At 73.1% G+C, this 24,656-nt stretch carries 21 protein-coding genes and 1 pseudogene; 11 read left to right on the top strand and 11 right to left on the bottom strand.

The features are described 5' to 3' along the window. Positions 1-8 precede the first annotated feature (8 nt). From IH50_RS0104515 to IH50_RS0104540, 6 genes are read right to left on the bottom strand one after another with little or no spacing between them, the layout of a single operon-like run. Complete coding sequence (locus tag IH50_RS0104515; protein WP_030857459.1) at positions 9-803, bottom strand: class I SAM-dependent methyltransferase; 795 nt, start codon at positions 801-803, stop codon at positions 9-11. Then, complete coding sequence (locus IH50_RS0104520; RefSeq protein WP_030857461.1) at positions 800-2,083, bottom strand: MFS transporter; 1,284 nt, start codon at positions 2,081-2,083, stop codon at positions 800-802. Before IH50_RS0104520 ends, IH50_RS0104515 begins: the two co-directional genes overlap by 4 nt. After that, the gene (locus IH50_RS0104525; RefSeq protein WP_051767167.1) at positions 2,067-3,149 is read right to left on the bottom strand and encodes a dipeptide epimerase; all 1,083 of its coding nucleotides are present in this window, start codon (positions 3,147-3,149) and stop codon (positions 2,067-2,069) included. Before IH50_RS0104525 ends, IH50_RS0104520 begins: the two co-directional genes overlap by 17 nt. Further along, complete coding sequence (locus IH50_RS0104530; protein WP_030857465.1) at positions 3,146-4,225, bottom strand: PLP-dependent cysteine synthase family protein; 1,080 nt, start codon at positions 4,223-4,225, stop codon at positions 3,146-3,148. Before IH50_RS0104530 ends, IH50_RS0104525 begins: the two co-directional genes overlap by 4 nt. Continuing rightward, the gene (locus IH50_RS0104535; protein WP_030857467.1) at positions 4,222-5,070 is read right to left on the bottom strand and encodes a Rossmann-like domain-containing protein; all 849 of its coding nucleotides are present in this window, start codon (positions 5,068-5,070) and stop codon (positions 4,222-4,224) included. The genes IH50_RS0104530 and IH50_RS0104535 overlap by 4 nt, the downstream gene beginning before the upstream one ends. Then, positions 5,067-6,323: an ATP-grasp domain-containing protein gene (locus tag IH50_RS0104540; protein ID WP_030857469.1), complete on the bottom strand. Its 1,257-nt coding sequence runs from the start codon at positions 6,321-6,323 to the stop codon at positions 5,067-5,069. The genes IH50_RS0104535 and IH50_RS0104540 overlap by 4 nt, the downstream gene beginning before the upstream one ends. Positions 6,324-6,449: 126 nt before the next feature. Between IH50_RS0104540 and IH50_RS0104545 the strand changes: the two genes are divergently transcribed. Further along, entirely contained in the window at positions 6,450-6,995 is a 546-nt protein-coding gene (locus IH50_RS0104545) for a GNAT family N-acetyltransferase (protein ID WP_030857471.1), read from the top strand. A gap of 21 nt (positions 6,996-7,016) precedes the next feature. Here the strand turns inward: IH50_RS0104545 and IH50_RS0104550 are convergent, their stop codons facing one another. Then, positions 7,017-8,393: an MFS transporter gene (locus IH50_RS0104550; RefSeq protein ID WP_234328081.1), complete on the bottom strand. Its 1,377-nt coding sequence runs from the start codon at positions 8,391-8,393 to the stop codon at positions 7,017-7,019. Between the two features lie 157 nt (positions 8,394-8,550). Here IH50_RS0104550 and IH50_RS0104555 point away from each other — a divergent pair, with 157 nt between their 5' ends. Continuing rightward, positions 8,551-9,231 (top strand): MerR family transcriptional regulator, encoded by a 681-nt coding sequence (locus IH50_RS0104555; RefSeq protein WP_037872006.1) that lies wholly within the window; start codon positions 8,551-8,553, stop codon positions 9,229-9,231. Positions 9,232-9,637: 406 nt separating this feature from the next. On the opposite strand, the gene IH50_RS0104565 is transcribed toward IH50_RS0104555, so the two are convergent. Genes IH50_RS0104565 through IH50_RS0104575 form a run of 3 tightly spaced genes read right to left on the bottom strand, consistent with a single transcriptional unit; the run spans position 9,638 to position 12,853 of the window. Next, positions 9,638-10,441 (bottom strand): DeoR/GlpR family DNA-binding transcription regulator, encoded by an 804-nt coding sequence (locus IH50_RS0104565; RefSeq protein ID WP_030857474.1) that lies wholly within the window; start codon positions 10,439-10,441, stop codon positions 9,638-9,640. 25 nt (positions 10,442-10,466) lie between these two features. Further along, positions 10,467-11,471 carry a 4-hydroxythreonine-4-phosphate dehydrogenase PdxA gene (gene pdxA, locus IH50_RS0104570; RefSeq protein ID WP_030857475.1) on the bottom strand — a complete coding sequence of 335 codons (1,005 nt, stop codon included), beginning with the start codon at positions 11,469-11,471 and terminating at the stop codon, positions 10,467-10,469. After that, positions 11,468-12,853, bottom strand: coding sequence for a four-carbon acid sugar kinase family protein (locus IH50_RS0104575; protein ID WP_030857476.1), 1,386 nt, complete (start codon positions 12,851-12,853; stop codon positions 11,468-11,470). Before IH50_RS0104575 ends, pdxA begins: the two co-directional genes overlap by 4 nt. Positions 12,854-12,999: 146 nt before the next feature. Between IH50_RS0104575 and IH50_RS0104580 the strand changes: the two genes are divergently transcribed. From IH50_RS0104580 to IH50_RS0104600, 5 genes are all read left to right on the top strand, one after another. After that, positions 13,000-14,061: an aldo/keto reductase gene (locus IH50_RS0104580; RefSeq protein ID WP_420709006.1), complete on the top strand. Its 1,062-nt coding sequence runs from the start codon at positions 13,000-13,002 to the stop codon at positions 14,059-14,061. A gap of 34 nt (positions 14,062-14,095) precedes the next feature. Further along, complete coding sequence (locus IH50_RS0104585) at positions 14,096-14,875, top strand: HpcH/HpaI aldolase family protein (RefSeq protein ID WP_030857478.1); 780 nt, start codon at positions 14,096-14,098, stop codon at positions 14,873-14,875. After that, the gene (locus IH50_RS0104590; RefSeq protein WP_030857479.1) at positions 14,872-15,831 is read left to right on the top strand and encodes a phosphoglycerate dehydrogenase; all 960 of its coding nucleotides are present in this window, start codon (positions 14,872-14,874) and stop codon (positions 15,829-15,831) included. Before IH50_RS0104585 ends, IH50_RS0104590 begins: the two co-directional genes overlap by 4 nt. Positions 15,832-15,929: 98 nt before the next feature. Further along, positions 15,930-17,348 (top strand): Nramp family divalent metal transporter, encoded by a 1,419-nt coding sequence (locus IH50_RS0104595; RefSeq protein ID WP_030857480.1) that lies wholly within the window; start codon positions 15,930-15,932, stop codon positions 17,346-17,348. 72 nt (positions 17,349-17,420) lie between these two features. Next, the gene (locus tag IH50_RS0104600) at positions 17,421-18,062 is read left to right on the top strand and encodes a superoxide dismutase (protein ID WP_030857481.1); all 642 of its coding nucleotides are present in this window, start codon (positions 17,421-17,423) and stop codon (positions 18,060-18,062) included. A 26-nt stretch (positions 18,063-18,088) separates the two neighbouring features. On the opposite strand, the gene IH50_RS0104605 is transcribed toward IH50_RS0104600, so the two are convergent. Continuing rightward, the gene (locus IH50_RS0104605; protein ID WP_030857482.1) at positions 18,089-19,117 is read right to left on the bottom strand and encodes a LacI family DNA-binding transcriptional regulator; all 1,029 of its coding nucleotides are present in this window, start codon (positions 19,115-19,117) and stop codon (positions 18,089-18,091) included. Positions 19,118-19,523: 406 nt separating this feature from the next. On the opposite strand from IH50_RS0104605, the gene IH50_RS0104610 reads away from it, so the two are divergent. The 4 genes and pseudogenes from IH50_RS0104610 (at position 19,524) to IH50_RS37435 (ending at position 24,654) form a co-directional block, all read left to right on the top strand. Then, positions 19,524-20,834 (top strand): extracellular solute-binding protein, encoded by a 1,311-nt coding sequence (locus IH50_RS0104610; protein ID WP_030857483.1) that lies wholly within the window; start codon positions 19,524-19,526, stop codon positions 20,832-20,834. Next, on the top strand, positions 20,831-21,736 hold the full coding sequence (locus IH50_RS0104615; RefSeq protein ID WP_030857484.1) for a carbohydrate ABC transporter permease: 906 nt from the start codon (positions 20,831-20,833) through the stop codon (positions 21,734-21,736). Before IH50_RS0104610 ends, IH50_RS0104615 begins: the two co-directional genes overlap by 4 nt. A 1-nt stretch (position 21,737) precedes the next feature. Then, positions 21,738-22,634, top strand: coding sequence for a carbohydrate ABC transporter permease (locus IH50_RS0104620; RefSeq protein ID WP_030857486.1), 897 nt, complete (start codon positions 21,738-21,740; stop codon positions 22,632-22,634). Between the two features lie 121 nt (positions 22,635-22,755). Next, positions 22,756-24,654 (top strand): annotated as a pseudogene (locus IH50_RS37435) (glycoside hydrolase family 3 C-terminal domain-containing protein). The last annotated feature ends 2 nt before the right edge of the window (positions 24,655-24,656 follow it).

Raw genomic sequence — 24,656 nt, forward strand, 5'->3', positions numbered from 1 at the left:
GAGTTTCCTCAGTGTGTAGTTGTACTGGTGAGACGGGCCACCACGTGCAGCCGGTCGGCGTCGGTGGTACGGCCGGGGAGCAGGCCCTCCTGCCAGGGCGGCTCGGTGCGCGGGCCCGGTCCGTCGTGGAGTTCCAGGACCTCGTAGCCGTGCGCGGCCAGCAGGTGGCGCAGCTCCTGCGGGAACAGCAGCCGCCACGCGGACCGCTGCTCGACGGGTGCCGACCCGTCGTCCGCGGTCCATACGCGCCTGCGGCGCAGCAGTTGGTCCGTACGGTCCACCGTGAGGGTGGTGACGGACCGGTGGACGGTGCCCCGCCAGGTGAACTCGTTGACTTTGGGCGTGTCGAGCAGGTCGGTGCGGCCGAGGAAGTACGCGCCGTTGCGCATCTCCGCGACGAGCAGGCCGCCCGGTGCCAGGGCGCGGCGGCAGGAGGACAGGAAGCCGTCGAGCTGATCGTTGGTGTGGCAGTACAGCAGGGCGCTGTCCAGGCACACCACGGCGTCGAACACCCCCTGCCCCAGGTCGAATCCATGCAGGTCGGCACGGACGTACCCGGGTCCGGGATGGTGGTCGCGGGCGTGCGCGAGCATCGCCTCGGAAAGGTCCGCGCCGGTCACGTCACGGCCGGCGCCGCACAGCCACGCGGCGTCGCGCCCGGTGCCACAGCCCATGTCCAACACCCGCTTCCCCGCCCCGTGCCGGCGCAGGCAGTCCTCCGCCCAGCGTCCGGCCAGCCGGCCGGGGTCGGGGAAACGGGCCTCGTAGAGCGCGGGGTTGTCGGTGAGCAGGTTGTCCGTCATGCCGGGGTCCTTCCTCGGGCGGGCGCGGGTACGGCGGGCTGTTCCGGCGGTACGGGCAGCGATCCCCGCCGGCGCAGCCGTACGACGCCGAGCGCGGAGGCGAGCCCGGCCAGCGCGCAGCACGCCCACGGCAGCCACGAGGCACCGCCGTCCCGCCCGGTGTCCATGGCCCAGCCGACGACGGTGTTGCCGATCGCGGCGGCGACGCCCGAGACGACGTAGAAGATCCCGAAGTAGGTGCCGGTCAGTCCGGGGCGGCCGAAGGCGGGGACCATGTCCATCACGAACGGCTGGGCGACCATCACCCCGAGGTACAGCAGCAGGGCGCCCGCCAGCACGGGCAGCACCCGCAGCGTCGCGTCGGTCACGCCGTCCGGGCCGCCGGACGCCGTGGTGGCCAGGGCGGGCGGCAGGAAGGCCAGCGCCATGAGGCCCAGCCCCACCGCGATCCAACGGGCCCGGTCCCCGCGCCGCTTGAGCGCGCGGGTCAGTCGCAACTGGAGCAGGAGGTTGGCGAGGGCGCCGACGACGAAGACGAGACCGGCGGCCCCGTCCCAGCCGGTGGCCCGCCGTGCCCCGTCGGGCAGCAGCAGGTACAGCTGGCTCTCCAGGGTGAACAGGCCGGCCATGGCGAGCGCGAAGGCCAGGAAGGCGCGGTTGCCGAGCACCTCCCGCCAGTCGGCGAGCACTCCGCCCCCGCTCGGCTCGACCTGCCGGGCGGGCAGCACCAGGGCCTGCGCGACGGTCAGGACCGCGAAGATCCCGGCGGCGGTCAGCGCCGACGTGCGGAAGTCCACGAGCAGCAGCGCGCTGCCCAGCAGCGGACCGATCAGCGCGCCGGTGGTGGCGAACACGTTGAACAGGGCGAACGCCTCGGCCCTGCGCTCCTCGGCCTCCTGCGCGAGGTAGGCACGGACGGCGGGGTTGAACAGCGCCCCCGCGAACCCGCTGAGGACGGACGCGGCGAGCAGGACGGCCAGGTGGTCGCCGAGCGCGAACAGCGCGAAGCCCGCGGTGCGCAGGGCGCAGCCGGCGATGATGACGCCCCGCGCGCCGAGCCGGTCGGAGGCGGAGCCGCCGATGACGAACAGGCCCTGCTGGCTGAGGTTCCTGACCCCGAGGACGACGCCGACGACGGCGGCCGACAGGCCCAGGTTCTCGGTGAGGTGGGTGGCGAGGTAGGGAACGAGGAGGTAGAAGCCGGTGTTCACGCCGAACTGGTTGACCAGCAGGAGCTGAACGGCGAGCGGGAAGCGGCGTATCTCATGCCAGGTCCGCACGACGCCCCTCCGGATCCGTACGGTGCCCCTTCCGCGGTTCGACGCCCAGTCCGGGCAGGCCGCTCGTCCTCACCCGGCCGTCCTCGCCGCCGATGCCGGTCCACGGGTCGTGTGCGAGCAGCAGATGGCCGTCCAGGTCGGCCCAGCGGGCCCGGCCGGCGAGGTGCACGGCCGGTGCGAGCCCGAGGCTGCTGGCGGCCAGACAGCCCAGCATCAGCTCCGTACCGCTGCCGTCGATCGACTCGGCGATGCGCAGGGCCGCGTGCACCCCGCCGCACTTGGCGAGCTTGACGTTGACGCCGTGGACGCGTCCGGCCAGCCGGCGTACGTCCTCCAGGTCCACCGCGTCCTCGTCGGCGACGACCGGCAGCGGTGAGCGTTCGGCCAGTGCCGCCAGGGCCTCCGGATCACCGGGGGCGAGGGGCTGTTCGACGGCCTCGACGCCGAGTGCGGCGAACCGGGGCAGCAACGCCTCCGCCTGTCCCGTGGTCCAGGCACCGTTGGGATCGAGCAGCAGCCGCGCGCCCGGCGCGGCGTCCCGGACGGCCCGTACGCGCTCGACGTCCTCCTCGGGATCGGCCGCCCCCGCCTTGACCTTGAGCACCTCGAAGCCGTCGGCCGTGAGGGAGCGGGCCTGCGCCGCCGCGTGCGCGGGGGACGTGATGCCGATGGTGCGGGCGGTGGCCGCGACCGGGGTGTCCGCGGCGCCCAGCAGCCGGTGGACGGGCCTGCCCGCACGCTTGCCGACGAGGTCCAGCAGGGCCGCGTCGACGGCGGCGGTCACGGCCGGGGGAGTGCTCCCGGTGGCGAACTCCCGTACACGCAGGGCCTCCAGGGCGGTCTCCGGGTCGGGGAAGCGGGCCAGGTCCGCGCCCACGGCGGTGAAGTGACGTCCGAGGCTCTCGGCGTCGAGCCGGTAGTAGACGCTGCTGACGGCCTCGCCGTGACCGGTCACGCCCTCGTGCTCGACGCTCAGCCACACGGCGTCACGGGCGGACATCGTCGAGCGGGATATCCGCAGCGGCTCGGTGAGTTCGAGGCGCACGGTGCGCAGGCCGGTCCTCACCGGTTTTCCTCCGGACGGGCGAGAGGGTCGGTGACACGGGTGCACCGCGTCCAGCCGGTGGCCTCGGCCGCGTACGGGTGCGGGATCTCCACGGGACGGAGGGCCGCGGCGTCCGGGTCGACGCCGTGGGCGGTGGTGAAGTCGTCGTCGTAGACGGTGGAGAGATAGCGGTGCGGCCCGTCGGGGAAGACGGTGGCGACGACCGCGCCGGGGTGGACCCGGGCCGCCCACGCGGCGACGCGGGCGACCGCTCCGGTGCTCCAGCCGCCGCTGACGAAGCTGCCCCGGGCCAGCCGGCGACAGCTGTCCACGGCCTCGGCGGGGCCCACCCAGTGCACCTCGTCGAAGGAGTCGTAGGCGACGTTGCGCGGATGGATGCTGCTGCCGAGGCCGCGCATCAGCCGGGGCCGGGCGGGCTGGCCGAAGATGGTGGAGCCGGTGGAGTCCACGCCGATCAGCCGCAGCGCGGGCCAGTGCCGGCGCAGCGGCCCGATGACACCGGCGCTGTGTCCGCCGGTGCCCACACTGCACACCAGGACGTCCACGTGGTCGAGCTGAGAGGCGATCTCGGCGGCCAGCGAGGCGTAACCGGCCGTGTTGTCGGGGTTGTTGTACTGGTCGGGCCAGTAGGCACCGGGCAGCACGGCGAGCAGTTCGCGCAGCCGGGCGAGGCGCGCGGCCTGCCAGCCGCCCCGGGGCGCGGTCCGGTCCACGATCTCCAGCCGCACTCCGTACGAGCGCAGCAACTGGCGCATGGACGGCTCCAGTTCACTGTCGCCGACCAGGACGACGGGATGCCCGAGGGCCTGCCCGGCGAAGGCGAGCCCGATGCCGAGGGTGCCGGAGGTGGACTCCACCACCGGGGCGCCGGGCCGCAGTTCCCCGCGTTCACGGGCGCCCATCAGCATCGAGACGGCGGCCCGCGCCTTCATCCCGCCCGCGGCGAGCCCTTCCAGCTTGGCCCAGAAACCGGGGTGCGGTCCGGGCAGACCGGCGGTGACGCGTACGAGAGGGGTGCGGCCGAGCAGGGAGAGCAGCTCCGGGCGGGCGGCGGACCGTACGGCGGCGGTGGTCACCGGGTGCCTCCCGGACGGCCGGCACGGTAGCGGTGGATGGTGCCGGGACCGCCGTCCAGCCAGAAGAAGGGGTACGGCTCCGCGCACACCGCGCTCACCCCGTGACCGAGGAAGCGGGGGAGTACGGCGCTGCCGGTCTGGGCGAACATCACCAGTTGCTTGTCCTGTCGCAGCGCGTGCTCCCGCAGCGCGTCGAAGGTCCCGTTGCCCAGCGTCATCCCGGACACGAGCAGCGCGTCGCACCGGCCGGCCGCGCCGAGGGCGTCGGTGACGACCGGCTCGCCCCACTCGGTGACCCCGCCCTTGAGGTCGCACGGGACGTATCCCAGGCCGCGCGCACGCAGCGCCTCCAGCAGGGAGTTGACCACACCGACCACGAGCACCGTCGCCCCGGGCGGCAGGACGAGCAGCCCGGCGACGGCCTCGGCCCGCACCCGGGACTTCTCCAGCGACGTCCCGGCCGGCAGAGCGACGGGCCGCGCCCCGTTCTCCGGGGTGTGCGGGGTGACGTGCATCAGGTACGCGTCGAGCGCGGCGACCCGCACCGCCGGCACCGGATGCTCCAGCAGGCGGGCCACGTCCGCGCCGGCGCAGTCCTCCACCGCGCCGTCGGGCAGCGTGCCGGGCTCGACCGCGCAACTGCCGACGGCCTCGGCGAGGCGCAGGCTGAGCACCTCGTTGCGGTAACCGGTGCCGCGCCCCTCGTGCCGTACGGCCTGCCGGGTGGTGAAGGCCACGGAGACCCGCGACCCGGCGGGATCGGGGCCGAGTCCGCCGGCGCGGGCGAGCGCCAGGAGTTCGTCGTACGTCGCCGCGCGGGCGGACGCCGGGGCGGTGGGGTTCATCGGATCACCAGCCCGGACCGCACCTCGTCGAGCAGGGCCTCGACCCGGGCGCGGGCGCCGGTGCCGGCCGGGTCACCCGCCATCACGTGCCCGAGGTACTCGTTGTTGCTGCCCGCGGTCTTCACCTGCCGCCCCGGCTCGGCGAGTTGCACCTCGAGGACGTCCGGCGCGGTCCGCACCCGGCCGGCGTCCAGCGCTTCGAGGGTGCCCGTGGCCTCCGGCACGAGGAAGCCGATGGCGGCGCTGCGCAACCCGGTGTCCGTACGCCGCAGATCGGGCGCGCGGCCCAGGGACACGTCCACGAAGGCCGCGGCGAGGTCGAGGCCGGTGACATGCCGTATCAACTCGGTGATGCGGTTCCCGGCGGGCCGCGGGTTGACCTCGACCACGCGCGGCCCGGCGGAGGTCAGCTTGATCTCGGTGTGCGCCACCACGCCGTCCGTCAGGCCGAGCGCCTTGAGCGCGCCGAGCGCGGTCTGCCCGGCCGCCTCGGCGTCCGCGGACGACAGGGCGGCGGGGAACATGTGGCCGGTCTCGATGAACGCGGGTGCCCCGCCGACGCTCTTGTCGGTCACGCCGACGACATGGACCGCGCCCGCGTGCGACACGGTCTCGACGCTCACCTCCGGACCGTCCAGGAGCTCTTCGAGCAGGACGACGGGTGCCCGTCGCTGCCCGCGCGCGTTGACCGGGAACTCGCCCAGTGCCTTGACGGCGGCGGCGAGTTGCTCCTCGTCGTCCACCCGCCGCACGTACATGCCGGCGCACAGGTCGACGGGCTTGACCACCAGCGGGTAGCCGATCTCCCGCGCCGAACGGGCGAGCCCGGCCCACTCCTCGTGCACCGCGAACCGTGGTCCCGGCACCCCGGCGTCGTCCAGGACCCGGCGGGTGGCGTCCTTGCGGCAGGCGTTCTCGACCGCCTCGGGGGCCGGCCCGGGCAGCCCGAGCCGGGCGGCCGTCCGCGCCACCACCGGCAGGTAGTAGTCGCACGAGGTGATCACCCCGTCGAAGCCCAGCACGGAGTGCAGCCGCTCCACCCGGGGCAGCAGGGCCTCGGTGTCGTTGGTGTCCGCGGTGATCACATTGCGCGCCCCGAGCAGCGGGTGCGCGGCGCCCTCGGGCGCCGAGCGCAGGTAGTGGTGCAGGTCGCGGGTGAGGAACGTGAACTCGTGTCCGCCCTCCCGAATCGCCCGCGGCAGCAGTCTGCTCATCGACCCGACCCAGCTCTCGACCACCAGCAGATGAGCCACGGCTCCCCTTTTCGTGTCGTCGCGTACGGCACGGCCCTGACGCCAGGGCCGCAACCGACGACACGATATCGGTAATCATTTTCATTGTCAGGTACTGTGGGGGCCCCGATACGGAAGGACCTCACGATGAGTCGGACCGCGCCCGCCGGTTACACCGTGCGTCCCGCGACCCCCGCGGACACCGACGGTGCCCGCGCCGTCATGCTCGACACGTTCTACAAGGAGTTCGGATACGGCTATGTGCCCCGCTGGCACCGGGACGTGACGGACCTCAAGGGCACCTACCTCGACGACCCCCGCCACCTCCTGCTCGTGGCGGTCCACGACGGCGAGGTGGTCGCCACCACCGGTGTGCACTCGACGGGTCCGGCCCACCCGCCCCACCCCCGCTGGCTGGCCGAACGCTACCCGTCCGGCACCACCGCCCAGTTGGTCCGCGTCTACGTCCGCCCGGAGCACCGGCGCCGGGGCCTCGCCCGCACCCTGGTCGACGCGGCCCGCGACTTCGTCGCGGACACCCCCGGCTACGACTCCCTCTACCTGCACACCAACGTGGACGTCGAGGGTGCGGAGGCCTTCTGGCGCAGCATGGCCAAGGAGATCTTCGACGCCCGCACCACCGGCGAACACGGCCCGGGCGTGTCCACCGTCCACTTCGAGATCCCGTTCTGAGCGGGAGGGGCGGGCCGGGGCTCAGCGGGTCGCCGGGCTGGGGGTCCGGTCGGGTTCGTGGTCCTCGGGTACGGGGGCCGGGGTGGTGGCGGGGCGGGGGATGGCGAGGGCGCACAGGGCGCCCGCGAGGACCACGGCGACGCCGATCCAGATGCCGGGGCGCATGCCGTCCACGAAGCCCTGAGCGGTGCGGTCGTCGCCGTAGCGTATGAAGACGCTGCTCAGGATGGCGGTGCCGAGGGCGCCGCCGATCTCACGGACGGTGCTGTTGGCGCCGGACGCCTTGCCGCGGTGCCGCGGCCCGACCGCGCCCAGTACCACCGCCGCCGTCGGCGCGAAGACGAGGCCCATGCCGACGCCCGCGACGACCATGGCGCCGACCATGCGCGCGTACGGGGTGTCCGACGTGGCCACCAGGTTGATCCAGGCCAGTCCGGCCGCCTGGAGGAAGAGGCCGAGGGCCATCAGCCGTCCGCCGCCCACCCGGTCGGTCAGGGCGCCGGCGACCGGCGCGACGAACATCGGCATCAGGGTCCAGGCCAGCGTGAGCACACCGGCCTCCAGCGGGGTGCGGACGGGCGCGACCTGGAGGAACTGCGCCAGCAGGAAGATCGACCCGAAGACGCCGAAGTACATGCTCGCGGAGACCAGGTTGGACAGGACGAAGGTCCGCTCGCGGTAGAAGGAGAGCGGAAGCAGCGGCTGGGCCGCCCGGCGCTCCCACAGCGCGAACAGGGTCAGCAGGACGGCTCCGCCGGTGAACGCCGACAGGACGGGGCCCGAACCCCAGCCCTCCTCCTCGCCGTTCACGATCGCCCAGACGGTCGCGAGGAGTCCCGCCGTGGCGAGGAGCATGCCGGGCAGGTCGAGCCGGGTGCCGGCCAGGGAGCTCTCCCGGAGCACGGACAGCACCAGCGGAATCGCCACCAGGCACACCGGGACGTTGATCCAGAAGATCCACTGCCAGTCCAGGCCGTTGACCACCGCGCCGCCCACCACGGGCCCGAACGCCACGGCCGTACCGCTGACCGCGGACCACAGCCCGAGGGCCAGACCACGCCTGTGCTCCGGCACCTCCTCCGCGAGCAGCGTCAGCGACAGCGGCATCACGGCCGAGGCGCCGATACCCTGCAACGCCCGCATGAGGATGAGCTGTTCGCTGCTGTCGGCGAGGCCGCAGCCGATCGATGCCAGGGTGAACAGCGCGATGCCGGTCACGAAGACCCGGCGCCGGCCGAACCGGTCACCCAGCGCCGCCCCGGTCAGCAACAGACAAGCGAAGCTGAGGACATAGGCGTTGACGAACCACTGCAGATCCTCGGTGGACGCGTCGAGGTCGACGGCCATGGTCCGCAGCGCGGTTGTCACCACCAGGTTGTCGAGCGCGACCATGAACATCGGCAGACTGCATGCGAGGATGACCGACCATAAGGGTTTTTTGAGAGCGTTCATGACAAATACCCCCGTCGCGTGGGAAGGGTGAGCCGACCGGCTCGACTCATAATAGATAGTAGTGCGATCCATTATCCGTTGGCCAGTGAGCAAGCGAGGCTCTGTGAAAATCTCGGAACTCAGCCGCCGCAGCGGCGTCTCCATCCCCACGATCAAGTACTACCTACGGGACGGTCTGCTGCCCCCGGGCCGGGCGACGGCCGCCAACCAGGCCGACTACGGCGAGGAGCACCTGCGCCGCCTCCGTCTCGTCCGCACGCTGGTCGGCGTACGGCGGCTGCCGGTGGGGGCGGTGAAGGAGATCCTGGGCGCCGTCGCGGAGCAGGGCGGCGATCTGCACGAGATCTTCGGCATCGTGACCGACGCCCGCCCCGCCACCCAGCAGCAGAAGCAGGCGCGGGAACGGGAGCGGCGGGAGGCGGGCGAGGAGACGCGCGGCGTCACCGACGCGCGCGAACTGGTCGCCGCGATGGGCTGGGAGGTGCACTCCGGCGCCGCCGCCATATGGAGCCTCGGTGAAGTCCTGGACGCCCTGTCGGACCTGGGCTCGGACATCGACTGGCGGTCCCTGCTGCCCTACGCGCGGCTGGCGGACCGTATCTCGGAGCTGGACGTCCGGCAGATGGACGGCGTGTCCGGCGTGCTGGAGCTGGCCGAACGCGCGGTCCTGGTCTCGGTCCTCCTGGAACCGGCCCTGCTGGCCATGCGCCGCCTCGCCCAGGAGGACAAGTCGGCCCGCCTGTTCAAGGCCGGCCCGGACGAGGACGAAGGGGAGGGGGAGTGACGGGGGCCGGGCGCACCGCCGGCGGTCAGGCCGGGCCCGGCAGGCCGCCCCGGTCCGGCCCGTCCGGCACGGCCGCCACGGCCGCCACGCCGTCCGGCGAACGCTCCACGGTGCGGGCGTAGACGTCGTCCTCCAGGGCCGCGACCGCGTCCGGGCCGTCGGCACCCCCGGCCGGTGACGGCGGCGCCGACCGCGACGGCCGGGGCCGACGCCCGGTGAAGACGCCGGCCGGCTGAGGTGGTTCGCCTGGCGGTCCCCCGCCGTCCCCGCGGGCGGTCGTGCCTTCCCCGGAGCCCGGAAGGGCCCGGGGGGCGGTACAGGTGGACGACGGGGAGGCACCCGGCAGGTGCCGGGCCGCGCGACCCCACCCCCGGCCCGCATCGGCGCGGTGCGCCGGTCCCGCTGTTCAGTCCCTCTCCGGCGGTGCCGGTTCCTCCACGGCCTCCGCCAGCACCACCCGCGTACCGCGTTCCCTGAACGCCGACACGTCCGCCTCCGCCGCCGACGTGTCCGTGACCAGCGTCCACCCCTGCGGCAGCGCGGCCCACGCGTGGAACGGGGCCCGCCCCAGCTTCGCCGCGTGCGCCAGCACATACGTCCGGGCGGCCCGCCGGGCCATCAGTTCCTTCAGCCGGGTCTGCCGCAGGTCCGCCTCGCAGATCCCGCCGTCGGCGGTCACCCCGTCCGCGGACAGGAAGACCCGGTCGAACGTCATCCGCTCCAGCGCCGCCTCCGTCAGCGGCCCGACGAACGCCTGGCTGAGCGGCCGCAACGTGCCGCCCAGACACTCCACGTGGACGGACTCGACGTCCGCCAGCTCGTGCAGCGCGGTCAGACCGGTCGTGGCGACCGTGAGGTCCCGCGCCGTGCGCAGTTCGTGCGCCAGCGCCCCGACCGTCGACCCGGCGTCCAGCAACACGGTCTCACCGGGCCGGACCTGGGCCGCCGCCCACCGGGCGATGGCCCGCTTCTGCGCGTACGCCTCCGTGGTGCGCTGGCGCAGCGACGCCTCCGGGTGCGCGTTCAGCGCCATCGCCCCGCCGTAGGTGCGGGCCAGCCGGCCGTCGGCGGTGAGCCGGGCGAGGTCGCGGCGGATGGTGGAGGCGGTCACGCCGAAGTGCCGGGACAGCTCCTCGACGCTGGCCAGGCCGGTGGTGGTGGCGAGTCGCAGGATCTCCTCGCGCCGAGCCTGGGATCCGTTGGGCGGCATCAAGTGTCCTTCGCGGTACGTGGGTTCAGCGGGCGGTGGACATCTCGGCGGCCTGCCGCAGCGCCTCGATCATGCTACCGGCCTCGGCCTTGCCCGTACCGGCGATGTCGAAGGCCGTGCCGTGGTCGACGGAGGTGCGGATCACCGGCAGGCCGACGGTGAGGTTGACGCCCGCCTCGATGCCGAGCACCTTGACCGGGCCGTGGCCCTGGTCGTGGTACATCGCCACGATGAGGTCGTAGTCGCCCCGCGAGGCCAGGAAGAACGCGGTGTCGGCGGGCAGCGGGCCGCGCGCGTCGATGCCGTCGCGGCGCACCGTCTCCAGCGCGGGGACGATCTTCTCCTCCTCCTCGCCGTAGCCGAACAGGCCGTTCTCGCCGGCGTGCGGGTTGATGCCGCAGACGCCGATGACGGGCGCGGCCACCCCGGCGCGGACCATGGCCTCGTGGCCGCGGCGCACGGTCCGCTCGACCAGGCCGGGCTCGATCCGGTTGACGGCGTCGATGAGGCCGATGTGGGTGGTGACGTGGATGACCTTCACCTTCTCGGTGGAGAGCATCATCGACACCTCATCCACGCCGGTGAAGTGGGCGAGCAGTTCGGTGTGTCCGGGGTAGACGTGCCCGGCGGCGTGCAGCGCCTCCTTGTTGAGGGGGGCGGTGCAGATGCCGTCGATCTCACCGGCGAGGGCCAGTTCCGCGGCCCGCCTGACGTACTCGTACGCGGCGTTCCCGGCGACGGGGGACAGGGCGCCCCAGGGCAGGTCGGCGGGGAGCAGGCCGAGGTCGACGACATTGATCCGGCCGGGCGCGGACTCGGCCTCCGCCGGCGTCGGCACGGACACGATCTCGCAGTCGGTGCCGAGGATCCGGGCCGCTTCCCGCAGCCGGGCGGCGTCACCGATCACCACCGGCCGGCACCGGCCCAGCGTCGCGGCGTCCAGCACGGCGGGCACGATCACCTCGGGCCCGATACCGGCGCCGTCGCCCATGGTGACACCGATGAGGGGGAGGGGCTGCTGCGCGTTCACTGGGTGACTCCTTGCTGAGAGGGGCGGAGTGCCGCCGCGATACGGACGAACGAGTCCGGGCCGCCGAAGCTCCCGGGGCGGGTGACGACCGACCGGCCGTCGGGGGTCCTGCAGTGCACGGCACCGTGGTGGATCTCGCCGACGGGCCGGAGCGTCGTGACACCGAGCGCGTCGAGCACCCGGCGGGCCGTCTCGCCGCCGGTCAGGACGAGGTCCGGGCGCCCCGGCACGGCGGAGACGGCCCGTGCCAGTCCGGCCACGACCGCGCGTGCCGCACCGGGCCGGACGCCGTCGGATCCGTCGACGGACAGCACGGTCACCGCGCCGGGCACGAGCGCGGGCAGGACGACGCCGTCCGCCCCGGCGAGCTCTCCGGGCGCCAGCGGCAGATGCCGGGCCCCGGCCGCGACCAGCAGGGCGACCTGCTCGGCCACCACCGGCTCCGCGCTCCCGGCGACGACGAGCAGCGGCCGCGCGGCACCCCCGGCTCCCGACGGCCCCCCGTCCCCGGCGGCCGGCCGGGCGGAGACGCCGGCCGGCACCGCCGTCGCCCTCGGCGGGGCGGCCACGGGCCCGGCTCCCGCCGACGGCCCGTGCGCGCGTCGCGCGGCGAGCCGGCGGCCGAGGGCCGCCGCCAGGCCGCCGCTGCCCAGAAGACGGGCGCCCGGGCCGAGGAGTGCCGCCGCGGCGGCGATCACCGTCAGGTCGGTGTCGGTCTCCGCGTCGCAGACCGGGTGCCGTCCGCGGACCGACAGCTCCCGGAAGCGGCCGGCCAGCGCGATGGGGCCCTGCCGCACGGTCTCCAGCGGCACCTCCGCGGTCGGCAGCGGTGCCAGTGCCCCGGCGACGGACCGCGGCGCGGCGCGCTCCTCGGCGCGCCAGGCCGGGGACTCGTGCAGCGGCACCCCGTCGACCAGCACCACGCCGCCGCGCACCACGCGCCGTGCGGCGGGCAGGGCCGTCGCGATCACCAGGACCTCGGCCCCTTCCGCGAAGGCGGCCGCCTCCGCGCCCACCGGCCCGCGCAGCAGCGAGTCGCACTTCTTGAACCAGAGCGGATCGCCGTACGCCTCGGAGGAGTTGACTGCGCGAAACGCGCGAGAGCTGGCGGTGTCCCTGTCCGTGTCCGTGGGGGTGCCGGCGGCGGCCGGGGGCCTTTCCACCACGCCCAGCGCGGCCCGTACGGCATCGGCCGCCGCCTCGTCGTCCAGGTACCGCGAGTCGAGGTCCATCACCACGGCCTCCCCGTCGGCACCGGATACTCCCAGGTCGTCGACGTGCAGCACGAGCCGCGAGGGCACCCGCAGCAGCGCGGCCGCCTCCGCCGCCCCCGACAGGTCGTCGGCGAGCGCGACGACCGGGATGCCGTTTCGACGGCACATGCGGACCTCCTCCGGGAACTCGGCGCCGTAGTGCCCCGATGATGACATAGATTGCGCGATTCGCGCGAGACTCTTGCGCATAACGCGCAGTCATGCGAGCGTTCACCCACCGAGAAGCCACCCGCCCGCTCCGGAAGGAACCACTCGTGAGCACCGGCACCCGCCCCGGCCCGCACGGAAGCCCGCAGGGAAGCGCACAGGGAAGCCCCCAAGGAAGTCCCCAGGGAAGCCCGCAGGGCATCGAGCTCCCGTCCGTCCCCGTACCGCTCTCCCGCCTGGTCCTGGGCACCATGACGTTCGGCGACACCGTCGACCGCGCGGGCGCCGCCGCCATGCTGGACACCGCCCTCGACGCCGGCCTCACCGGCGTGGACACGGCCAACGGTTACGCGGGCGGCGAGAGCGAGCGGATCCTCGCCGGGCTGCTGCCCGGGCGCCGGGACCGGATCGTGCTCGCCACCAAGGCCGGCATCCCGCACCCCGACCAGGGCGAGCACGCCCCGCTCTCCCCGGCCGGTCTGCGGGCCGCCCTCGAGGGCAGCCTGAAGCGGCTCGGCACCGACCACGTCGACCTCTTCTACCTGCACCAGCCGGACCGCCGTACGCCGCTCGCCGAGACCCTCGCGACCGTGGCCGAGTTCGTCGCGGAGGGGAAGGTCCGCGCCCTCGGCGTCTCCAACTACGCCGCCTGGCAGATCGCCGAACTGACCCGCACCGCCGACGCGACCGGCGCCCCGCGCCCGGTCGTCGCACAGCAGCTGCACAACCTCCTCGCCCGCCGGATCGAGGAGGAGTACGTCGAGTACGCGGCGGTGAGCGGACTGCGCACCATGGTCTACAACCCGCTCGGCGGCGGCCTCCTCACCGGCCGGCACCGCTTCGAGGCCGACCCCGCCACCGGCCGCTTCGGCGACTCCAGACTCGCCGCGATGTACCGGGAGCGCTACTGGAACGAGGACCTCTTCGCCGCCGTCGCCCGGCTCACCGAGATCGCCGACGGGGCCGGCCTCCCGCTCACCGAACTCGCCCTGCGCTGGCTGCTGGACCGCCCCTCCACCGACGCGCTCCTGCTCGGCGGCTCCCGGCCGGAACACCTGCGGGCCAACATCGCCGCCGCCCAGGCCGGTCCGCTGCCCGCGGACGTGACCGCCGCCTGCGACGCCGTCGGCTCCGTGCTGCGCGGCCCGATGCCCGCCTACCACCGCTGACCACCGCCGTACCCCACCTGCCCGGAGCCGCCCCATGACCACCGCCGCGCACTTCACCGCAGCCCTGCGCGACCGCCAGCGCCTCATCGGCTACTGGTCGCTGCTCGACTCGCCCGTCGCCGCCGAACGCCTCGCCCGGCTCGGCTACGACTACCTCGCCTTCGACGCCCAGCACGGCCTCTTCGGCTACCAGGGCCTGCTGAACAACCTCATCGCCACCGACACCCGCGGCTCCACCGCCGTCGGCATGGTCCGCGTCGAGGCCAACGACCCCACGTACATCGGCCGCGCGCTCGACGCGGGCGCCGCCGCCGTCATCGTGCCGCTCGTCGACACCGCGCGGGACGCCGCCGACGCGGTCGCCGCCGTGCGCTACCCGCCGCACGGCCGCCGCTCCTACGGCCCCATGCGCGCCCAGCTCCGCATCGGCCCGGACCCGGCCGACACCCACGAGCAGACCGCCGTCCTCGCCATGATCGAGACCGCCGACGGGCTCGCCAACGTCGAGGAGATCTGCGCCGTCCCGGGACTCGACGGCGTCTACGTCGGCCCGTCCGACCTGCGCCTGGCCATCGGGGGCAAAACCTCCACCGACCCGGACGTGGCCGACGCGTTCGAGCGGGCCCTCACCCGCATCCGCACGGCCGCCGCGGCCGCGGGCATCGCCGCCGGCATCCACAACGGCGACGGCGCGAGCGCCGCCCGCCGGCTCGACGAGGGCTTCACCTTCGCCTCCGTCGCCGCCGACGTGGTCCACCTCCAGCAGATCGCCGCCACCCACCTGGACGCGGCACGGAAGGGCGGCCGGGCATGAGCGCACCCGCCCGCACCACCCTCATCACCACGCCCACCTTCGCCCGCCACTCGCCCGACCCCTGGACCCTCCTCGCCGACGGCGGCGCGGGCCCGGTCCGCCCGTACGACGACCGGGCGCTGCCGTACGACGAACTGCTCGCCCGGATCGCCGGCGCCGACGCGCTCGTCGCCGGCATGGACCCGGTCACCGCCGAGGTCATGGACGCCGCCCCGCGGCTGAAGGTCATCGCCAAGCACGGCGTCGGCACCGACACCATCGACGTCGCCGCCGCCCGCGAACGCGGCATCCCCGTGGTCTTCGCGCCCGGCTCCAACTCCCGGGCCGTCGCCGAGTACACCTTCGGCCTCGTCCTCGACGCCGCCCGCCGGATCAGCGCCTCCCACACGGCCGTCACCGGGGGCGGCTGGCCCAAGCTCTTCGGCCCCGAACTGCACGGCCGGACCCTCGGCGTCGTCGGCCTCGGCCGGATCGGCCGGCTCGTCGCCGGCTACGCGCGCGCCTTCGGGATGGACGTCCTCGCCCACGACCCGTACGTCCCCGACGACGCGGTAAGGGCGGCGGACGCCGAGCCCGTCGCCCTGGACGCGCTCCTCGCCCGCGCCGACGTCGTCACCCTGCACCTCCCGCCCGCCGGGGCGCCGCTCCTCGACGCCGCCCGGCTGGCCGCCATGAAACCCGGCGCGATCCTCGTCAACGCCGCCCGCGGCGGCCTCGTCGACGACACCGCGCTCGCCGCCGCCCTGCGCTCCGGGCACCTGGCCGCCGCCGCGCTCGACGCCTTCGCCGTCGAGCCCCTCCCGGCCGGCCACGTCCTGCGCACGGCGCCCCGGCTCACCCTCACCTCCCACATGGCCGCCTGCACCCCGGAGGCCAACCGCGCGATGGGCCTGATGGTCGCCGAGGACGTACTCCGTGTCCTCGCCGGCGAGTCCCCGCGCCACGCGGCCGGCTGACCCCGCCGCCGACCCACCACGTCACCCCCCATGCCCTTACCCGCCCTGTCTGCCTTCCGCTCCGGCGACGGCGCCGGATCCAGCAAAGGAACACCGCCATGTCGACCACCGCCACCGCCCCAGCGGCGGAGCACGCGCAGGCCGATCCGTACGCCCTGCGCCCCGAGGACGCCCGCCCGGCGCCCACCGCCTTCCGCGACCGGATCCGCCATCTCGGCCCCGGCTTCGTGCTGTCGGCCGCCGTCGTCGGCTCCGGCGAGCTGATCACCACCACCGCGCTCGGCGCCCAGGCCGGCTTCGCGCTGCTGTGGCTGGTGATCGTCTCGACCGCGGTCAAGGTCTGGGTCCAGATGGAACTGGCCCAGTGGACCATCCTCAACGGGCGCACCGCGCTCGAGGGCTACCGCGAGGTCGGCCCCCGCATCGGCCGGCTGAGCTGGATCAACTGGCTCTGGATCGGCATGGACTTCGCCAAGATGTTCCAGCGCGGAGGCATCATCGGCGGTACGGCGGCGGCCTGTTCGGTGCTGTGGCCGGTCATCGGCGAACCGCTGAGCTGGGGCTCCCTGGCGCTGTGGGCCGTCGTCGTCACGGTCGCCGCGATCCTGCTGCTGCAGTCCGGCAAGTACAGCCTCGTCGAACGCGCCTGCCTCGTCTCCGTCGTCGTCTTCACCCTCGTCACCGTCAGCCTCGCGGTCGGCCTGCCCGGCACCGAGTTCGGCTACGGCGGAAGCGAACTCGGCAGCGGCTTCGGCTTCGAGATCCCGGCCGGCACCGTCGGCATCGCGCTCGCCGTCTTCGGCATCACCGGCGTCGGCGCCGACGAGATGACGACGTACACCTACTGGTGCCTGGAGAAGGGCTACGCCCGCTGGACCGGCCCCGACGACGGCAGCGAGGAGCGCGCCCGCCGCGCCGAGGGCTGGATCAAGGTGATGCGCCTGGACGCCCTGACGGGTCTCGCCGTCTGCGTGCTGTGCACCCTGTCCTTCTACGTCATCGGCGCGGCCGTGCTCCACCCGCAGGGCCTGGTGCCCGAGGGCAACGAGATGATCACCACGCTGTCCCGCATCTACACGGACACCATGGGCCCCTGGGCCGAGTACCTGTTCCTCGTCGGCGCGTTCGCCGTCCTCTTCTCCACCCTCATCGGCTCCACCGCCTCCGTGCCCCGGCTGTGGACCAACACGCTCGGCCTGCTCGGCGTCGTCGACTGGAGCGACGTCCGCGCCCGCACCCGCGCCATCCGCGTCCTCACCTGGTGCCTGCCGCTGCTGTGGACCTGCTTCTTCCTCTGGATGCAGTCGCCGGTCCTGATGGTGCAGATCGGCGGCATCGGCGGCGGGATCTTCCTGCTCGCCGTGGTCGTCGCCGTGTGGCGGCTGCGCCACACCGGGGTCCCGAAGCGCTTCCGCGCCAACCCCTGGCTCACCGCGGCCCTGGTCCTGAGCAGCGTGGCGATCCTGTGCGTCGGCGTGTACGGCGTCCTGAAGACGCTGGGCGCGGTGCCGGAGTAGCCACGAGTCCACGCCTCCTGCTGTTAGCCTGCACTTGCACATGAGTTGCAATAACAGTGGAGGACGTTGGACATGGCGCTGTACACGCTCCCGGAGCTCCCGTACGACTACGCGGCACTCGCCCCGGTCATCAGCCCCGAGATCATCGAGCTGCACCACGACAAGCACCACGCGGCCTATGTGAAGGGAGCCAACGACACCCTCGAGCAGCTCGCCGAGGCGCGGGAGAAGGAGACGTGGGGCTCCATCAACGGCCTGGAGAAGAACCTGGCCTTCCACCTCTCCGGACACATCCTGCACTCCATCTACTGGCACAACATGACCGGTGACGGCGGCGGCGAGCCGCTGGAGAAGGACGGTGTGGGGGAGCTGGCGGACGCGATCGCCGAGTCCTTCGGCTCCTTCGACCGTTTCAAGGCGCAGCTGTCCAAGGCGTCGGCCACCACGCAGGGTTCGGGCTGGGGCGTCCTCGCCTACGAGCCGCTGAGCGGCCGGCTGATCGTCGAGCAGGTCTACGACCACCAGGGCAACGTCGGCCAGGGCTCCACCCCGATCCTGGTCTTCGACGCCTGGGAGCACGCCTTCTACCTGCAGTACCGGAACCAGAAGGTCGACTTCATCGAGGCCATGTGGCAGGTGGTCAACTGGCAGGACGTGGCCCGGCGCTACACCGCGGCCAAGGAGCGCGGCGACAGCCTGCTGCTCGCCCCCTGACCCACGCCGGCGCCCCGCCACCGTGCTCACCCGTGCGCCGGCGCCTCCTCGCGGGGAGGCGCCGTCGAGGCGCGTACGACGAGTTCGGTGGCGAGTTCGACGTGGTGCGACTCGGTCTTCTCGCCGTTGGCCAGCCGCAGGGCGGTGCGCAGGGCGGCGGCGCCCATCTCCCGGAGCGGCTGGCGCACGGTGGTCAGGGGCGGCGAGGACATCCGGGCCAGGCTCGTGTCGTCGAAGCCGACCACGCTCAGGTCCTCGGGAACGCGCAGGCCGCGGGCGCGCGCGGTCTCGACGATGCCGAGGGCGATCTCGTCGTTCCCCGCGAAGACCGCCGTGGGGGCCTCCTCGAGGTCCAGCAGCGCCGTGGCGCCGAGCAGGCCGGACTCGTACGTGAACTCCCCCGGCCGTACGTAGCCGTCCGGTACCCGCGCTCCCTCGGCCTCCAGGGCGGCGCGGTAGCCGTGCATGCGCGCCTGGTTGCAGACGGCCATGGCCGGTCCGCCGAGATAGGCGACGCGGCGGTGGCCCAGGGAGAGCAGGTGCCGGGTCGCGGCCAGACCGCCGGCGAAGTTGGTCGCCCCGACGCTGTGGACCCGGCTGTCCGGCAGGTGCAGGGGGTCCAGCACGACCAGCGGCAGCCCGGACCGGGCCAGCTCGTTCAGGTGAGCCGCGGTGTACACGCTGGTGACCGCGATGACGGCGCGGCGCCCGGCCGCCACCAGGTCCCGGGCCCAGTGCGGGGCGCCGGACACCTTGCCGACCACCACCGAGGCCCCCGACGCGGCGGCCGAGTCGATGATGCCCTCCAGGGTCTCCGCCACGTACGACTTGAGGCCGCCCTGGAACTGCACCTCGATGGTCGGGTTCTCGACGGTCTCGGTGTGGCGGAAGACGGGCGCCAGGTACTCGTGCTGACGCAGCAGCTCCTGCACCCGGACGCGGGTGTGCGGCGCCACGTCACCGCGTCCGTTGACCACCTTGGACACGGTCGCGACGGAGACCCCGGCCGCTCGGGCGATGTCCGCCAACGTGGTGCGCCTGGCGTTCGGTCGCATCGGTTCCTCTCAGCCGTGGGTCCACCGGTGGGGCTGTCCGCCGGTCGGGCCGGCCACGCGGACGGAGCCGGTCAACCGTACCGGTGAGCCGGCACCGGACGCCGACGGCCCGGTGTGACCTGCACCGACAGTGTGTCAGCCCCCGGCCATGACGTCACTCCCGCCTCCGACCGGCCTTTTCGAAACGGTTTCGAACCTCGCCCGGATTCCCGGAGCACTGCTCGGACGCCGATTCCACACGCGGATCTTCCCCACGGGAAAGCGAATTCACGCATCTTGACACGGCATCAGGTCGAAACCTAGCTTGCACGAACAGAGCTGGAGGAAAGAAGTTTCGAAAACCTTTCACCATGACTCATCACCACGACTCACGAGAAGCCGACGGCTCTCGAGTGCGGAGAACATCATGGCGCTCTCTCGACGTACCCTCCTCGGCCTGGCGGCCGCCGTCCCGGCCTCCGCGGCGCTGACCGCGTGCGGCGGCTCGTCAGGACCCGGCAAGGGCGGTGGTGCCACCTACTGGTACCTGAACGGACAGCCGCAGGAAGGGGTCAGGGCCGGCGCCGTGGACGCGTTCAACAAGGCCCACCCCGACGAGCGGATCGACGACACGACCTACGAGAACGACGCGTACAAGACGAAGATCAAGACCGCCATCGGTGCCGGGAAGGCGCCCACCGTCATCTGGGGCTGGGGCGGCGGGACGCTGCGCGCCTACGCGGAGGCGGAGCAGGTCGAGGACCTCACCTCGTGGTTCGACGAGCATCCCGACATCAAGAAGGGGCTGTTCCCGTCCTCGTTCGGCGCGGCGACCGTCGACGGCAGGATCTACGCGATGCCGTGCGAGACCGTGCAGCCGATCGTCCTCTACTACAACAGGAAGGTCTTCGACCGGGTCGGGGTGGAACCACCGGAGTCCTGGGACGACATCATGGCGCTGGTGCCCAGGTTCAACGCCAAGGGCATAGCGCCGTTCGCACTCGGCGGCCAGTCCCGGTGGACCAACATGATGTGGCTGGAGTTCCTGTTCGACCGCATCGGCGGTCCTGAGGTCTTCCAGGCCGCCGTCGAAGGCGAGAAGAACGCCTGGTCCCACCCGGACGCCATCAAGGCGCTGACCGCACTGCAGGACCTGGTCGAGGCCGACGGGTTCATCAAGGGCTTCTCCTCGATCACCGCGGACTCCAACGCCGACCAGGCGCTGCTGTACACCGGCAGGGCCGCCATGATGCTGCACGGCACCTGGTCGTACGGCATCCAGCAGACCGACGGCGGGGACTTCGTCCCCAGCGGCTCGCTCGGCTACATGACCTTCCCGCCCGTCGAGGGCGGCAAGGGCGACCAGAGCGACACGGTCGGCAACCCCGCCCACTACCTGTCCATCTCCGCCAAGGCCAGTGCCGAACAGAAGAAGACCGCGAAGGAGTTCTTCGCCACCGGCGTCCTCCAGGACGAGGAGGTGAGGAAGTGGATCGGCACCGGGTCGGTCCCGATCCGGCTCGGTACGGAGAAACTGCTGGCCGCCTCCGAGAACGCCGACTTCCTCCAGTTCACCTACGACATCGCCAGCAAGGCCAAGGTGTTCGTCCAGTCCTGGGACCAGGCGCTCGGCCCGGCGGCCGCCGAGACACTGCTGGACAACATCGTCAAGCTGTTCCAGCTGTCGATCTCGCCGCAGCAGTTCGCGAGCAACCTCAACGCGGTCACCGGCGCATGAGCGGCGCGCTCACCGGCCGTACGCGGCATCGCGAGCCGCGCGGTGTCCTGCCGTGGCTGGCGGCACCGGCACTGCTGTTCTTCGTCGGTTTCGCCGTGGTCCCGCTCATCGGCGTCTTCGCGCTGAGCTTCACCACCTGGGACGGCATCGGCGCCATCCGCCTGACGGGAACGACCAGTTGGCGCGAGGTGCTCACCGACCCCGGGCTGCCGCACGCCCTGTGGGTGACGTTCCTGGTGATGGTCGTGTCCTGGCTCGTGCAGACACCGCTGAGCATTCTGCTCGGCACCTTCCTGGCGGGCCGCCAGCGCTACCGCGCGGTGCTGGGCGTGGTGTACTTCGTCCCGCTGATGCTCAGCTCCGCGGCGATCGCGATCGCCTACAAGGCCCTGCTGGACCCCAACTTCGGGCTCGGCGCCGGACTGGATATCGGGGCGCTCAGCCAGGACTGGCTGGGCCGGCCCTGGCTCGCGTTCGGAGTCGTCGTCTTCGTCGTCTCCTGGCAGTTCGTCCCGTTCCACTCCCTGATCTACCAGGGCGGCGTCCAGCAGATCCCGAAGTCCCTCTACGAGGCGGCGCAGTTGGACGGAGCCGGACGGATCCGGCAGTTCTTCGGCATCACGCTGCCGCAGCTGAAGTACACCATCATCACCTCGTCCACGCTGATGGTGGTCGGGTCGCTGACCTTCTTCGACCTCATCTTCGTCCTGACCGAGGGCGGCCCCGGCGACGCCACCCGGGTCCTCGCCCTGGACATGTACAAGCGGGGGTTCCAGGCCGGCCTGATGGGACCCGCCAGCGCCATCGCGGTCATCCTCGTCCTCGTGGGACTCGCCCTCGCCCTGCTGCTGCGCCGCCTCGGAGGCCGGGACGCCGGCGCGAGCCAACTCGAGGGGGCCTGACGTGACCACCACGCTCACCAGCACACGACGACCGCGGAAGACCACCCACCGGGAGGAACACCACTCCTCCCGCCCGTCGGCCCGCCGGCGCAACTGGGCCGGGGGCCTGGCCGGATGGCTCTGGCTGGCCGTCGTCGCCGTGCCCCTGTACTGGACCCTCATCACCAGCCTCAAGGAGCGGAGCCGCTACTACGCGAGCAACCCGCTGGTGCCGCCGGGCGACCCGACACTGGAGAACTACCGGCTGGTCGTCGAGTCCGACTTCCTGGGCTACTTCGTGAACAGCGTCGTGGTGACCGTCGGCGCCGTGGTGCCGGCGGTGGTGTTCTCCTTCATGGCGGCCTACGCGATCGTCCGCGGCTGGCGCATGCGGTTCCTGCGGGCCGTGAACGGGCTGTTCCTCATGGGCCTGGCCATCCCGCTGCAGGCCACGGTGATCCCGGTCTACCTGATCATCATCAAGCTGCGGCTCTACGACAGTCTGACGGCGCTGATCCTCCCGTCGATCGCCTTCGCCATCCCGCTGTCGGTGCTGGTGCTCGCCAACTTCATCCGCGACGTCCCCAAGGAGCTGTTCGACTCGATGCGGGTCGACGGCGCCACCGAATGGACGACGCTGTGGCGGCTCGCGGCACCGCTCACCCGGCCGGCCATCCTCACCGTGAGCGTCTTCAACGCCCTGACCATCTGGAACGGATTCCTGCTGCCGCTGGTCCTCACCCAGAGTCCGGACCGCCGGACCCTGCCGCTCGCCCTGTGGACCTTCCAGGGCGAGTACGGCGTCAACGTCCCCGCCGTGCTCGCCGCCGTCGTCCTGACCACCCTGCCCGTCCTGGTGCTGTACGCCTTCGGCCGCCGCCAGTTGCTGAGCGGTCTGACCGCGGGGTTCAGCCGTTGACCCACGCCCACACGAGCGCGGACGCCCGAGGCGCCACGCGGTCCGCCTCGCCCGAAGTCCCCCTCGTCCGCCGGTCCGCCCGTCCTGCCCTGGTCCAGGGCCCGACGGGCATGGGAGGAAAGTGAACGCCGACGTGGCCGCAGAGAACACCTCCACGATCTCCCTCTGGAACGACCCCACCGCCTCCGTCGCCGCGAGGGTCGACGCGCTGGTCGGCGCGATGACCCTCCAGGAGAAGATCGCCCAGTTGTACGGGGTGTGGGTGGGCGCCTCCGACGACGGGGGTGAAGTGGCCCCGCACCAGCACGACATGGAGGAGGCCGTCGACCTCGACGCGCTCCTGCCCGCCGGACTGGGCCAGCTCACCCGCCCCTTCGGCACCGTCCCGGTCGACCCCGCCCTGGGTGCCCTCTCCCTGGCCCGCACCCAGGCCCGGATCGCCGCCACGAACCGGTTCGGCATCCCCGCGGTCGCGCACGAGGAGTGCCTGGCCGGCTTCGCCGCCTGGGGCGCCACCGCCTATCCCGTCCCGCTGTCCTGGGGCGCCACCTTCGACCCGGACGCGGTGCGCCGGATGGCCGCCGCCATCGGCCGCGACATGCGCTCCGTCGGCGTCCACCAGGGGCTCGCCCCCGTCCTGGACGTGGTCCGTGACGCCCGCTGGGGCCGGGTGGAGGAGACCATCGGCGAGGACCCGTACCTCGTCGGCACCGCGTCGCCGCCGACTGGGCGGGCGCCGCCGGCACCGCGCTCAAGGCGGGCATCGACGTCGAACTGCCCAACGTCAAGACGTACGGTGAGCCCCTGACCGAGGCCGTCGCCGACGGCCGGGTCCCGGAGCGGCTGGTCGACCGCGCCGTGCGCCGGGTGCTCACCCAGAAGGTGGCCCTCGGCCTGCTCGACCCGGACTGGAACCCCGTACCGGCGGCGCTCGACGGGGCGGAGGCGGACGACCCGGAGGCCCTGCGCGGCCGGATCGACCTGGACCGGCCCGAGAACCGGGAGCTGGCCCGCGAGATCGCCGAGAAGGCGGTCGTCCTGCTCACCCACCCTGCGCGAGACACTCGCCGCCGAGTTCCCCGACGCGGAGATCACGACCGCCCGCGGCACCGGTGTCGACGACGGGGACCTCTCCGGCCTCGACGAGGCCGCGCGGGTGGCGCGCGGGGCCGACGTCGCCGTGGTGGTGCTCGGCGACCGCGCCGGACTCTTCGGGCGGGGCACCAGCGGCGAGGGCAGTGACGCCGGGACGCTGGCCCTGCCCGGCGCCCAGCAGCACCTGCTCGACACCCTGCTCGACCTCGGGACACCCGTGGTCACCGTGCTGCTCGCCGGACGGCCGTACGCCCTCGGCCGCGCCGTCGCCGAGTCCGCGGCGATCGTGCAGTCCTTCTTCCCGGGCGAGGAGGGCACGCACGCGATCGCCGGGGTGCTCAGCGGCCGGGTCACCCCCTCCGGACGGCTCCCGGTCGGCGTGCCGCGCGGCCCGGGATCCCAGCCGGCCACCTACCTCGGGGCGCGGCTCGCGCACGCCGGCACGGCGTCCAGCGTCGACCCGACCCCCGCGTTCGCCTTCGGACACGGCCTGTCCTACACGCGGTTCGACTGGACCGACCTGACTGTGCGGGCCCAAGAAGCCCCGACAGACGGAGAGTTCGCGTTCTCCTTCACCGTCCGCAACACGGGGGAGCGGTCCGGCACCGAGGTCGTCCAGCTCTATCTGCGCGACCCGGTCGCCTCCGTCGTCCAGCCGGTGCAGCGCCTCGTCGGCTACACCCGGGTGGCACTGGAGCCGGGGGAGACCCGGCGCCTGAGCGTCACCGTCCCGGCCGACGTCGCCTCCTTCACCGGCCGCGACGGCCGCCGGATCGTCGAACCCGGTGAACTGGAGGTGCGGGTGGCCGCCTCCAGCGCGGATCCCCGCCTGACGGCCAGGCTCGTGCTGACCGGGGCCGAGCGCCACGTGGACCACACACGACGCCTGCACGCCACGATCGTGGAGGAGCCGCCCACCCCCTGAAC

The sequence above is a fragment of the Streptomyces sp. NRRL S-37 genome, assembly GCF_000721605.1.
Lineage (GTDB): Bacteria > Actinomycetota > Actinomycetes > Streptomycetales > Streptomycetaceae > Streptomyces.